13 protein-coding genes are annotated in these 11,487 nt (G+C 66.9%); 2 read left to right on the forward strand and 11 right to left on the reverse strand.

Annotated features, from left to right (window positions below; translation table 11 throughout):
- The coding region (locus AC1VAN_RS02195) for a PDC sensor domain-containing protein (RefSeq protein ID WP_480985187.1) at positions 1 to 1,461 on the reverse strand (1,461 nt) is incomplete at its 3' end.
- Between the two features lie 222 nt (positions 1,462 to 1,683).
- The gene (locus AC1VAN_RS02200) at positions 1,684 to 2,577 is read right to left on the reverse strand and encodes an NAD-dependent epimerase/dehydratase family protein (RefSeq protein WP_032976707.1); all 894 of its coding nucleotides are present in this window, start codon (positions 2,575 to 2,577) and stop codon (positions 1,684 to 1,686) included.
- Positions 2,578 to 2,906: 329 nt separating this feature from the next.
- Here AC1VAN_RS02200 and AC1VAN_RS02205 point away from each other — a divergent pair, with 329 nt between their 5' ends.
- On the forward strand, positions 2,907 to 3,206 hold the full coding sequence (locus AC1VAN_RS02205) for a KGG domain-containing protein (RefSeq protein WP_282279400.1): 300 nt from the start codon (positions 2,907 to 2,909) through the stop codon (positions 3,204 to 3,206).
- A gap of 103 nt (positions 3,207 to 3,309) precedes the next feature.
- On the opposite strand, the gene AC1VAN_RS02210 is transcribed toward AC1VAN_RS02205, so the two are convergent.
- The 4 genes from AC1VAN_RS02210 to AC1VAN_RS02225 form a co-directional block, all read right to left on the reverse strand.
- Positions 3,310 to 3,660 (reverse strand): VOC family protein, encoded by a 351-nt coding sequence (locus AC1VAN_RS02210; RefSeq protein ID WP_032976705.1) that lies wholly within the window; start codon positions 3,658 to 3,660, stop codon positions 3,310 to 3,312.
- Positions 3,661 to 3,759: 99 nt separating this feature from the next.
- Entirely contained in the window at positions 3,760 to 3,960 is a 201-nt protein-coding gene (locus AC1VAN_RS02215) for a hypothetical protein (RefSeq protein ID WP_032976704.1), read from the reverse strand.
- 87 nt (positions 3,961 to 4,047) lie between these two features.
- Entirely contained in the window at positions 4,048 to 5,229 is a 1,182-nt protein-coding gene (gene cml / locus AC1VAN_RS02220) for a CmlA/FloR family chloramphenicol efflux MFS transporter (RefSeq protein WP_478013601.1), read from the reverse strand.
- Positions 5,230 to 5,445: 216 nt separating this feature from the next.
- Positions 5,446 to 6,351: a LysR substrate-binding domain-containing protein gene (locus AC1VAN_RS02225; RefSeq protein ID WP_032976702.1), complete on the reverse strand. Its 906-nt coding sequence runs from the start codon at positions 6,349 to 6,351 to the stop codon at positions 5,446 to 5,448.
- 109 nt (positions 6,352 to 6,460) lie between these two features.
- Between AC1VAN_RS02225 and AC1VAN_RS02230 the strand changes: the two genes are divergently transcribed.
- Positions 6,461 to 7,927, forward strand: a complete 1,467-nt coding sequence (locus AC1VAN_RS02230) for an MFS transporter (RefSeq protein ID WP_282279402.1) — start codon at positions 6,461 to 6,463, stop codon at positions 7,925 to 7,927.
- A gap of 84 nt (positions 7,928 to 8,011) precedes the next feature.
- Here AC1VAN_RS02230 and AC1VAN_RS02235 read toward each other — a convergent pair whose 3' ends face one another.
- From AC1VAN_RS02235 to AC1VAN_RS02255, 5 genes are all read right to left on the reverse strand, one after another.
- Positions 8,012 to 8,464 carry a PA2169 family four-helix-bundle protein gene (locus AC1VAN_RS02235; protein ID WP_032952113.1) on the reverse strand — a complete coding sequence of 151 codons (453 nt, stop codon included), beginning with the start codon at positions 8,462 to 8,464 and terminating at the stop codon, positions 8,012 to 8,014.
- A gap of 209 nt (positions 8,465 to 8,673) precedes the next feature.
- Positions 8,674 to 9,171, reverse strand: coding sequence for an Ohr family peroxiredoxin (locus tag AC1VAN_RS02240; protein WP_025879021.1), 498 nt, complete (start codon positions 9,169 to 9,171; stop codon positions 8,674 to 8,676).
- Positions 9,172 to 9,203: 32 nt separating this feature from the next.
- Positions 9,204 to 9,971, reverse strand: a complete 768-nt coding sequence (locus tag AC1VAN_RS02245; RefSeq protein ID WP_282279403.1) for an SDR family oxidoreductase — start codon at positions 9,969 to 9,971, stop codon at positions 9,204 to 9,206.
- Between the two features lie 115 nt (positions 9,972 to 10,086).
- Positions 10,087 to 11,118 carry a LysR family transcriptional regulator gene (locus tag AC1VAN_RS02250; RefSeq protein ID WP_480985188.1) on the reverse strand — a complete coding sequence of 344 codons (1,032 nt, stop codon included), beginning with the start codon at positions 11,116 to 11,118 and terminating at the stop codon, positions 10,087 to 10,089.
- The coding region (locus tag AC1VAN_RS02255) for a sigma factor-like helix-turn-helix DNA-binding protein (protein WP_480985189.1) at positions 11,115 to 11,487 on the reverse strand (373 nt) is incomplete at its 5' end. The genes AC1VAN_RS02250 and AC1VAN_RS02255, both read right to left, overlap by 4 nt.

An 11,487-nucleotide genomic window follows, 5' to 3' on the forward strand; every position in this document is an offset into this window, starting at 1 on the left:
CGCCAGGTTGGTCTTGGTGGTTGCCATGGCAGCGGTGAATATCGCCTTTTCGCCCGGCAGTGCCTCCATGTCCACGCTCAGGTCACCCACCGCGTAGCGCTGCATCACCTCGACCAGGCGTTGGGTGACCGCATTGCTGTCGGCCACCAGCTGGTTGCTGTCGGCCACCATGCGGCCATATTCGCCCGGGAACACCGAGGCATCCATGCGGTAGCTGATTTCACCGGCATCATGGCGGCGCGCCATCTCCGCCTGTGCGGCCATCACTGCCTGCAGCTGGCCACGCATGCCCTGCATGGCGTCCAGCAGGCGGCCCACTTCATCGTTGCCCAGCGCCGGCATGGCGGTATCCAGCTTGCCCGCAGCCACGTCGCCGGCGATGCGCACCGCCTGCGCCAGCGGTCGCACGGCCAGGCGCTGCAGCAGCAGGTAGACACCGCCACTGAGCACCAGCGCAGCCACCACACCCACCAGCAGGATGATCCACAGCAGCTCGCGGGCCTGCGCGATGATCACCGCATGCGGCACCACCACGCCCAGCGCGAAACGCTGCGGCGCGTCACCCACCTGCAGCGGCACGTACAGGCGGACGTTGCCGGCAGCGTCGGGCTCGAACGCTTCGTACGTCTTGTCGGCGGCGATCTGCGCCAGCATGCCGAGGGTGGCGGCATCGGTACGCGGCTTGCCGATCTCGGCAGCATCGGCCGAGGCCAGCACCACGCCCTTCGGCGACAGCAGTTCGACGCGGCCGGCGCCCATCGGCGTCAGCGTGGCCAGGTGCTTCTGCAGCGCGTCCAGCGAGAAGTCGACGGTGAAGACACCGAGGAAGGTGCCGTTCTCGACGATCGGCGTGCTCAGCGTGCTCATCAGCACCTGCTTGCCGCCGATGTCGTAGGCATACGGTTCGCTGACCAGCGGCAGCTTGTCGCGGCTGGGCACCATGTACCAGTTGCCCGAGCCGCTGGGCGTCTCGGTGTAGTCGGTCATCGTCGACTGCTGCGGCTTGCCGTCCTGCCAGGCCCAGTAGCTCATGTAGCGGCCGGTGGCGTCGTGCGCCTCGCTGTTGACGAACTCGGCGTCCTTGCCGTCGAAGGCATTGGCCTCCCACATGGTGCTCTTGCCCAGCCATTCCGGGTGCGCGTGCAGCTGCTCGCCGATGACATTGGCCAGGCTGGCGCGATCAGGGGCATCACCGCGCGCACGCTGGGCCAGCACGGTTTCCACCATCGCATCGTTGCTGGCAAAGGCCGTACCCAGGTCGGCAGCCACCTGCCGCGCCTCGGCACGGGCTTCGCTGGCCATGGTCTGCCGCGAGGACGACACCAGCGCCGAACTGGCCTGGTGATAGATCAGGAACGCGGTCGCGCCGAAGCACAGCAACGCGATCACCGCGGTGCCCAGCATCAGCTTGTGGGCGATGCTGCCGGGGCGACGGGCAGCGACGGAACGGGAAGAAGACATGGGAGGATCCGCAGGCAGTTCAGGTCGACCGGTGCCACCAGGGCACCGCGCAGATGCGCGATCCGTCGCGCGGGCCGCCTGCCCGCCGGATCGGAACCCGGCGCGGGAAGGCGCGCACCGGGTTAGCGGCCATGGCCGGGCGAGGTTGAGGCTCGCCGCACGCACAAAACCTGAACCCGCTCAGCTGCGGCCGTCGACCCAGGCCTGTGCTGCTCGCCTGTGCTATTCGGCGACGCGGTCGCGGATCCACTCCGCACGGGGCAGGACCTCGATGCTGCCCGCGGCGTACTGCTGCAGCACGTCCTCCGGACCGAAACGTGGCTGCCAGCCCAGCGCTGCACGCATCCGGCTGCTGTCATAGACCCGATCGATGCTGAGCGGCAGTGGCCAGCCACGGCGCTCGAACTCGGCCAGCAGCTGCGGTGCGCGGCGCGCCAGCACCTGGCGCGGATCGGCGGCCAGCTGCAGGCAGTCCTCGCGCCGGAAGGGCGTCGGCGCACAGGCGAGGTAACGCTGGAAGGCCGCGCCTTCATCGTGCAGCAGCGCGGCATGCGCGCTGGCCACGTCGCGCGCGTCGATACCACGGTGCAGGCGGAACATCGCCATGCGGTCAGGCGGCTCGGGGAAGCAACGTGCCATCCGCAGCACGCGCACGGTGAACGTTGCGCTGGCCGCCGCTTCGGCCAACGCTTCGGCCTGCAGCTTGGTGCGGTGGTAGATCGTGCGCGGCAGCGGCTCGGTGTCCTCGTCGATCCAACGGCAGCCGCCGGACACCACGGCATGGCCGTACAACGCCGTGGTACTGGTCAGCACGAAGCGCTGCACGCCGGCCTCGCGCGCCAGTTGCAGCAGGTTCGCGGTGGCCTCCACGTTGATCTGCTGGAACACCGCGTCAGGCACCAGGCCCACGTGCGGGGCGTGCAGGGCCGCGGTATGGATCACCGCGTCGACCCCCTGCACGGCACGTTCCAGCGCCCGGCGATCGGTGACATCGGCAATGACGCGCGTGGTGGCGAACGGACTGCGATCCAGCCCCACCACCTCATTGGCAGCGGCCAGCGCGCCGAAGATCGCCCGCCCTATCCGCCCGGAACTTCCGGTCAACAGAATCTTCATTGAATCCATTCACTCGACAGCGCCCGGGACCTACCGGGATGGCTTGATTCTAGGCATGCACGATGGCGTCGGCGATAGCAGACGATGACATTGTGCATGCCATCCACCTCCGGCCAACCGCTCGGACTCTCCCTTGCCAGGGCGCCACGGGTGGCTGCCGTGACGACCGGTTGCAGAGCCCGGCGCTTCCTGCACGGTAACCGGTCGTCAAACGCGTGCGCAGGCCATGTGAGCCTCGTACAGCCCACTTCGACCTGTCTTTAGCCTGCACTGTGCAACATGGGACCGTCACTGATGGCAGCGACCCATGTTCACACCGGAGACCGGTAATGACCAACTTACGCAATGGCAACAGCAATCGTGGCTTTGCCTCGATGGACGAAGACAAACAGCGCGCGATCGCGGCCAAAGGGGGACGTGCTGCCCACGCATCCGGCAATGCGCACCAGTTCAGCCCGGCCGAGGCCCGGGTGGCGGGCCGGAAGGGCGGTGAAGCGATCAGCCAGGACCGCCAACACATGGCCGCGATCGGCCGTGAGGGCGGCCATGCGCGGCACGCCAGCAGCCGCCAGCAACAGCAACAGCAACAGGACATGCCCGACAAACCTGACAGCGGTCAACAACGTTGACATGCTGCGGTCACTGCGCCGCGTACCGGCGGTGCGGCCGACGTCGATCAGCACTCAGCACTGCCAGCACAGTGGAAAGCGCCGCTGAGCTGGCGCGCGCTGGCTAGGTGTGGGCGAGGATGTTCAACAGGCGCCCGAACGGGTCGCGCACGTAGAAGCGACGTACACCCCATGGCTCTTCGGCCGGGCCATATTCAAGCGCAATGTCCGCGTGTCGCAGGCGTTCGAGCACGTCGTCCAGATCATCCACCTCGATCGAAAGATCCGGCACCGGGGTACCCGATCCGCCTTCGCTGGCAACGCTGAGCTGTGCCAGCGCAGTGCCCTGCCCACCGTAGGTGACGATCCAGCCGTGGTCCATCACGATGTCCATGCCGAGRATGTCGCCGTAGAATGCGGCCGCCTGCGCAGGATCGGCACTGGCGATGTTGGCGACGACACGTTTGACGGCCATGTTGCGGCTCCAGACGATCAGGACCGCGGACTTCGTGCCTGCGGCCAGGTGAAAAGGGGCCCCTGGATCGGGCCCCCCATTGCGAACGGTATGCAGGCCTCAGACGGCGCCACACCTGTCCATGACACAGCGATCGTATTCGAACTGGCACTCCATGGCATCACCGCCGCCGGAAACGCAGGCCTGGTAGGCCTTCCAGCACGGGAAGTCGCACGGCTGGACCGGACCGGCCACCGCCACCGAACCGGTACACGCGAGTGCAAACACTGCAGCAACGATCGCTTTCCTGATGGCTCGCATCGATATCACTCCCTGATAGGCCTGGTGACTCCAGGCCGCATCACCCTACCCGCGTGTGCGGGATAGGAAGTGGAGGCGTGGGCGCAGTTACCGTCGCAGCATCACCAGGCCACCCAGGCTCAACGACGGCAGCAGCAGCCCAAAGGCCACCAGCGGCCAGACCGTATCGCCCGGCAGCAGCAGCGTCGCCAGCGTGCCAAGCGTTGCCACGATCAGGCTCTGCACGGCGTAGTACAGCGCCACTGCCGTGCCGGAGGCATCGGCAAAATCGCGCAGCGCACCGTTGGCCGCCACCGCAGCCACCATCACGATGCCGATGGCCACCAACCACATCGGCAACACGACACTGGCAAAGGATGGCGGCAGCATCGCCGTCATCGCCATGACCAGCGCGCCGCCGATCATCACCATCAGCCCACGCAGGAAGCTGCCGCCAATGCCCCATCGCCCGATGAACCAGGAAGCGAAGCGCGAGGTGACGATCATCACCAGCGCCACCGTCGCGAAGGCCAGGCTGAAGCCCATCGGCGAATAGCCGGCCCTCCCCATCAGCACCCGCGGGGCGATCGAGAAAAACACGAAGAACGTGCCCATCGCCGCACTGAATCCCAATGCATGAGCCCAGAAGCCGGCATTGCCGAGGATGCGCGCGAAGGCTGGCGATGCGTGGACATGCTGCGGTGGCCGTGTCTCCTGCCAGCCGCGGCATGCGCGTACACCCGCCAGCAGTCCCAGCACACCCAGTGCGATGAAAATGGCCCGCCAGCCCAGCGTATAGGCGATCAATGCGCCGAGGATCGGACCGAGCGCCGGCACGAACGCCAACATCGAGGAAAACAAGCCATAGAGCGTGGCGCCCTCGGCCGTGTCGGCATACACGTCGCGCACCGTGGCGAAGGTGGCCACCAGTGCGGCCGACGCCCCAATCGCCTGCACGCCGCGCCACGCAAGGAATGCCGCACCACCGCTGCACGCGGCCAGCGCGAACGACGCCAGCGTGAACAACAGCGCGCCCATCAGCAGCACCGGCCGTCGCCCGATCCGGTCCGACAGCGGGCCGAAGATCAGCTGGCCCAGCCCCAGCACGAGCATGTACAGGCTCAGCGTCAACTGGATGAGGGCCGGCGACGTGCCGAGTGCCTGCGGCATGGCCGATACGACCGGCAGGTAGATATCCATGGCCAGCGAAGCCAGGAGGTCGAAGGGAGCCATCAATGCGATGGCGCCCGGCAGGGAATGGGCCCAGCGAAGGGCTTTTCGATCAGACATGGGGAAACATCCGCTCAGGAGGGAATCCGGCGGTGATCAACCCAGTGCGTGGAAATCGCAGGACAAGATCACCGCAACAACGTGCGTACCGTTGTTGCGGCTCAGCGGACTGTCTGCGGACCGTTCCCGTTCATCTGATGATCCGGTGGAAGATCGAGTGCGGCCAGTGTAGCAAGGCCATTGCGGGGCAGCCCGGCAACGTCGTCCGGCAGGGCCTCAGGGCAAGGGCAGCATGTCGGTGCGCCGGGAGGGGGTACGCCGCACCTGTTCGATGAGCCGGCGGACCGCTGGCGATGTTTCCTGTTCACGGTATAGCGCAGCGATAGTCGAGGCGATGACCGGCCCGGCGATAGGCAGATACACCACGCCTGGCAGCAGCAGCGTCCGCTGCAGCACCGACGGCACGATCGCCACGGCGCCATCGCCCACCGAGACCTGCGCGAGCACCGCGACAAGATGACCGGGACGGGAGCGGATGTCCGGCACGAATCCGCCACGGCGGGCGACTTCCAGCGTGCCGGCGGGCTGCTCCGGCATGATGAACGCCTCCTTCGCCAGCAGCGCCGGCTGCACCGGCACCCCCGCGTGGGCCAGCGCATGCGATGCCGGCAACGCCACGCAGAACTGATCTTCGATCAGGATGTGCGAACCGAGCGCATCGGGCACCTCCATCGGAAGCCGGCAGAACACCACATCGATGCGACCGTCCAGCAGGAGGTCCGGCAGGTCGGCCATCGGCCATTCGCCGACCTTCAGCTCCACGTCGGGCGATGCGCTGCGGAACCGCTGCAACTGCTCCTGCAGCGCGCCGGCATGGACCGCCGAACCTACGTAGCCGATCTCGATCCTGCCGATTTCCCCGCGACCAGCGCGGCGGCCCACGGCCTCTGCCTGCTCGAACTGGCGCAGCACGTTGCGTGCTTCGGCCAGGAAGATCGCACCGGCAGAGGTCAGCGTGACCTCGCGCCTACTGCGGTCGAACAAGGGGGTGCCCAGGCGACGCTCGATCTGCTGGATCTGAACGCTCAGCGTCGGCGTGGCGATGCCCAGGCGCAGCGCGGCGCGCCCGAAATGCAGCTCCTCGGCCAGTGCGACGTAGTACTGCAGATGTCGACGGTCCATGCGTGCCGGCTCGTTAGCTTTGGCCTAACGTACTTGAAGAACACCGGCAATGAAACAAACAGTCGAAGTTGCTTGAATGGGCCTTCGTCCTTCCCCACCCGAGTGCCCGGTGTCCCTCTTCCCCCGCCGCAGACCGCCCAACTGGATCCTGATCATCGCCTCGCTCGGCTGCACGATGACGGTGCTGGAAACCAACGCCGTGGCCGTCGCCCTGCCGACCATCGCGCGGGATCTGCAGGCTGACTTCGCCGACATCGAATGGGTGATCAGCTGCTACATCCTGACCTTCACCTCGCTGCTTCTGCCCGCCGGTGCCATCGCCGATCGTCATGGCCGCAGGCGCGTGCTGCTGATCGGCATCGCACTGTTCGCCCTCTCATCGCTGACCTGCGCGCTGGCCCCCACGGCCAGTGCGCTGTATGTGGCCCGAGCGTTGCAGGGCGTGGGTGCCGCTTTCCTGCTGGCCCCATCACTGTCGGTGATCGGCCACGAATTCCACGAGGGCAAGCAACGCGACGATGCCTGGGCCTTCTGGGGCACGGCAATGGGCATGATGATGGTGCTCTCGCCGCTTATCGGTGGGCTGTTGTCCTCGCTGTGGGGATGGCGCTCGGTGTTCATCGCGATCCTGCCCTTCCTCGCCTTCCTGGCCTATGGTGCTATCCGCTGGGTTCCCGACACTGCCGACACGTTGGTACGCCCGCTCGATCCGCCCGGCATCATCACCTTCAGCATGGCGATCTTCGGCATCGTGTTCTTCCTCGTGGAAGGACTCGCGCAGGGATGGACATCGCCGGTGGCCCTGGCCGGCCTGGGCCTGGGCATCGCGATGGCCGCGCTGTTCACCTGCATCGAGCTCACGCGTCGGCATCCGATGGTCGACCTGCGGCTGCTTGCCAGCCCGCGCTTTGTCGGTGCACTGATCGCCATGATCGGCTACGCGGTCAGTGCGCAGGTGATGGCCTCGATGCTGCCGCAGTACCTGCAGAACGGCGTCGGCCTGAGTGCGCTGGCCACGGGCGCCGGCATGCTGCCGTTCGCTGCGGCGATGCTGCTGTTCCCCAGCGTGGGCAGGCGCCTGGGCAGACGATTGTCGAGCGGGATGGTGCTGGCCATCGGCCTGTCCATCACTGCCGCCGGCAATGCGCTGGCCGGTATCGGTGCATGGCACAACCAGCCGACGGTGGCGCTGCTGGCGATGGTCATCATCGGCGCAGGCGGTGGCATCCTCAACGGCGAAACATCCAAGGCGATCATCGGTTCGGCGCCCCGCGACCGCGCAGGCATGGCCTCGGGCATCAGTGCGACGACGCGCTTCGTCGGCATCCTGCTCGGCTTCACGGTCCTCTCCAGCGCCCTGACCGTCGGCATCCGCGCCGGACTCTCAGCACGCGTTCCTGCAGATGAAGTCATGCGTCTGGCCGACACCATCGCCACCGGTGCACTGACCCGAGGAGCCCCGGTTGATCTGGCGCGGGCGATCTACAGCCAGGGCTTTGCCACGTCCCTGTGGACTGCCGCCGCAGCAGCGACGCTTGCCAGCCTGGCCGTTGCCCTGCTCAGGCCACGCGCCTGATCGCAGATGGCAGACGTAGAAACGACCAGGGCAGCACTGGGCTGCCCTGGTCGCGGCGATGTGGGGGACGATCGCCGGATGCGATCAGGCAGCCTTCATCGCATGCTTGCGATCGCGCATCACCGAGTGGCATTCCTGCACTTCCGGCAGCCACTGGGTCACTTCCTGGCGCACCGCCGGCGGCAGGTCGTTGTCCTTCAGCACATCCTTGAACGCGCCAAGCAGGCGATCCTCGGACTCTTCAAGTTCGGCCACGTAACCGTAGTTGGTGTCACCGAAGGCCGCGCGCACCTTGCCGTAGAACTGCTGCATGGAACCGACCATGGTGCCGTGCTCGGCCGGCTTGCCGCCGGTAGCGGCCACCGAACTGCTCAGCGAGGACACGATGCGGCCCTTCACGCCGGCGATGCGGACGAACAATGCCGACAGCTCGGCATCCTTCACCTTGGTTGCGGCTTCCTCGTAGAAGGACTTGCCATCACGTGCGATCTCGATCAGGTCGTTGAGGCGATGCTCGATGGTGGACTGGGTGCTCATGTGTAGTCTCCTCTGGGGGAAAAAGGGCAACAGTGGAATCCGTTGCCTGCGAGCCCAGACTGGCCGACCGGGTGTGGTTCGCGGGTGAGCATCGATTGATGCGGTGATCATGCTGCCCAACGGCGCCCCACCCACTCACGCGGGCGACGCGGTGTCTTCACCGCATCTGAATCCTGGCAATGACCTGCCCGATCATCCGCACCGCATGTCTAGTCCACCGCTACCCGCACCACGTGGCTGATGCCCCGATGGAACATCTTCGCGTACGGACAGACCCGCTCGGTGTTGCGCACCAGTTCGGCTGCACGTATCGGGTCCATGCCAGGCAGGCACACCACGATCTCGGCCGACAGCAGGTACAGGCCGTCCACGGGATCTCGCGCGAACGTCACCGCTACCTCGATGCTCGGCTCGACCAGTTCCATTCCCGCACGCGCAGCCACCAGCACCATCGCACCGTGGAAGCAGCCGGCGTAGCCCGCCGCCAGCAACTGCTCGGGATTGGTACCGCCACCGGGTCCACCCAGCTCAGCAGGCAACCGCAGGTCCACTGACAGCGCACCGTCATCGGACCGCACCACGCCCGACGCGCGGCCATGCTGTGCCACGCCACCGCTGACCCGCACCCGTCCGGTATACAGCGGGCGCACCTCATCACCGTGGTACTTGTCGAGCACCGTGTGCGGAGGTGGTTTCAGCCCGGTCATCGCAGGTTCCTGCTGTCAGCGTCCACCGCCGATCAGGCCGGCTGGCCCTGTGCCAGCCCGGACTGCTGCAACCAGCGCTCGAAGCTGATCGTGCCGAGCCATGCCTGGCCCACCGGCACCAGCGTGTCCTGCTGCAGCTGCGCACCGAAGTAGCGCGCCTGGGCATCGCCAACCACTTCACGCGCGTCACCGGTTGCCTGCAGGAAGCGCTGCGCCAGCACCGCCATCGATTCGCGTTCCGGGCCGGCGATCTCCACCACGCCATTGGCTGGTGCCTGCAGCGCGATGCGCGCAACCGCATCGGCTACATCCTCGGCGGCGATCGGCTGCACTGCGGCGGTCGGCAGCTGCAGGGTCTGGCCGTCACCGGCTGCCTGGAGGATGCCCGGCAGGAACTCGAAGAACTGTGTCGAGTGGATGATCGTGTACGCCAGGCCCGAATCGCGGATCAGGCGTTCCTGGGCGATCTTGCCCCGGAAATAGCCGCTGGCCGCCAGCTTGTCGGTACCCACCACCGACAGCGCGACATGATGGCGTACGCCTGCCTGCGCCGCGGCCGCCAGGATGTTGTGGCCGGCCGTCACGAAGAACGACAGCACCGCCGCATCTTCGAACGAGGGCGAGTTGGCCAGGTCGACCACTACCTCGGTGCCCGCCATCGCAGCGGCCAGGCCCTCGCCGCTCAGCACATCGATACCGGTGGAGGGTGCAGCGACGACGACCTCATGGCCGGCCGCATGCAGGCGATCGACCACCTTGCTGCCGATGCGGCCGGTGCCACCGATGACGAGGATCTTCATGACAGGTCTCCTGGAGCGTGGAAAGTTCGGATGTGGCTGCATGCTAGGAACGCATTGGCCGGCGCAGTAGATCCGCAGCGGGCCACGCACTGTTGCCGCATCGGCACCAATGCGGTCATGCCCATGTCGGGGCCGAATCGCGCTGCGCTGCCGCCTGCTGCCGCGCTTCCCAGTGCGAGAACACATCCAGATCCAGCGCGCGTATGCGCTGGGTGCTGAAATCGATGAACGCGCGGATCCGCTTGGGCAGCTGGCGTCGGCTGAGATAGCACAGGTAGTGGCCACGATCGTGAGGCGCGTAGCGGTCCAGGMAGGTCACTGCAGCGCCTGAGCGCAGCGCATCACTTACCTGGTAGCTGGGCAACTGGGCGACCCCAAGCCCGTCGATCACGGCCTGCAGGACAAGATCGGCGTCATTGAACACCACCTCCGCCGGCGGCTGCAGATTCACGTCCTGGCCGTCCACACGGAAGTCCCAGCGCTGCAGGCGCCCACCAGGCAGGCGTCGACCGATGCAGGCATGGCTGGACAACGCTTCGATGGTGTCTGCCAGGCCATGTGCCTGCACATACGCGGGCGACGCACAGACCACCAGCTGCATCGGCACCAGCTGCTTGGCGATCACCTGGCTGTCTTCCAGCACGCCATCGCGGAACGCTACATCGATGCGATCGGCGGCCAGGTCCGGTGCCTGCTCGTCCAGCAGCAGCTCCACAGAGACCTCTGGATACTCCGCGCGGAACGCAGACAGCAGCGGCGCGATCACCCGTCGTCCGAAGCCATGGGTCGCACTGATCCGCAGATGCCCGCGCGGTGGTCCCTCGCGCAGGTCGCGCATTTCGTCCAGCGCCTGCAGGATGCTGGCAACGCCCGGGCTGCAGCCCTCCAGGAACAGCTCGCCTTCGCGGGTGAGTGTTGTCGAGCGCGTGGTGCGCAGGAACAGGCGCACGCCCAGTTGTCCCTCCAGCTTYTGCACRCTGCGGCTGACGGCCGACCGRCCGATGCCGAGGCGATCACCGGCGCGGGCGAAGCTGCCCTCGGCGGCTACCGCGATGAATGCCAGGACCCCGGCATAGCTGGCGGAAAAGGACGCCGTGAGGGAATCGCGGCCGTCGCTGGCCAGGCAGAACTGCGGCATGACATTCATGGTGTTCCGGGCTCCTGGAAGTCGCGTCGGGCAAGCAGGTGGGCGCGTGCACGGGCCAGTCGCTGGCGGCATGCCGGCAGCTCCAGCCCCAGCAGCGGCGCGATGTCTTCAAAGCCCGCGCCCAGCACGTCATGCAGCAACAGCACGGCCCGCATGTCCGGTGGCAGTTCGTGCAATGCGGCAAGGAAGGCCTGCCAGACCCGCTCACTGGCGGGGCAGGCTGCTGCGCGGTTCGGGGCGGATGAGGTGTCCATGCCCGGCAGACGGGCGAGCATCCGCCGCTGTGACAGGCCATTGGTGTTTTTCGTGCAACACCGTGCAGCCCTGCCCTCGCCTACCGCCCCGCGTGCAGCGGGCCTAGCCTCGCTG

The organism is Stenotrophomonas sp. 05L44_2, assembly GCF_056665995.1.

What these genes read in the sequence shown, in the direction of transcription:
- AC1VAN_RS02200 (WP_032976707.1), bottom strand. Translation starts at nt 2,577, where the DNA reads ATGAAGATTCTGTTGACCGGAAGTTCCGGGCGGATAGGGCGGGCGATC.
- AC1VAN_RS02205 (WP_282279400.1), top strand. Translation starts at nt 2,907, where the DNA reads ATGACCAACTTACGCAATGGCAACAGCAATCGTGGCTTTGCCTCGATG.
- AC1VAN_RS02215 (WP_032976704.1), bottom strand. Translation starts at nt 3,960, where the DNA reads ATGCGAGCCATCAGGAAAGCGATCGTTGCTGCAGTGTTTGCACTCGCG.
- cml (WP_478013601.1), bottom strand. Translation starts at nt 5,229, where the DNA reads ATGTCTGATCGAAAAGCCCTTCGCTGGGCCCATTCCCTGCCGGGCGCC.
- AC1VAN_RS02225 (WP_032976702.1), bottom strand. Translation starts at nt 6,351, where the DNA reads ATGGACCGTCGACATCTGCAGTACTACGTCGCACTGGCCGAGGAGCTG.
- AC1VAN_RS02235 (WP_032952113.1), bottom strand. Translation starts at nt 8,464, where the DNA reads ATGAGCACCCAGTCCACCATCGAGCATCGCCTCAACGACCTGATCGAG.
- AC1VAN_RS02240 (WP_025879021.1), bottom strand. Translation starts at nt 9,171, where the DNA reads ATGACCGGGCTGAAACCACCTCCGCACACGGTGCTCGACAAGTACCAC.
- AC1VAN_RS02245 (WP_282279403.1), bottom strand. Translation starts at nt 9,971, where the DNA reads ATGAAGATCCTCGTCATCGGTGGCACCGGCCGCATCGGCAGCAAGGTG.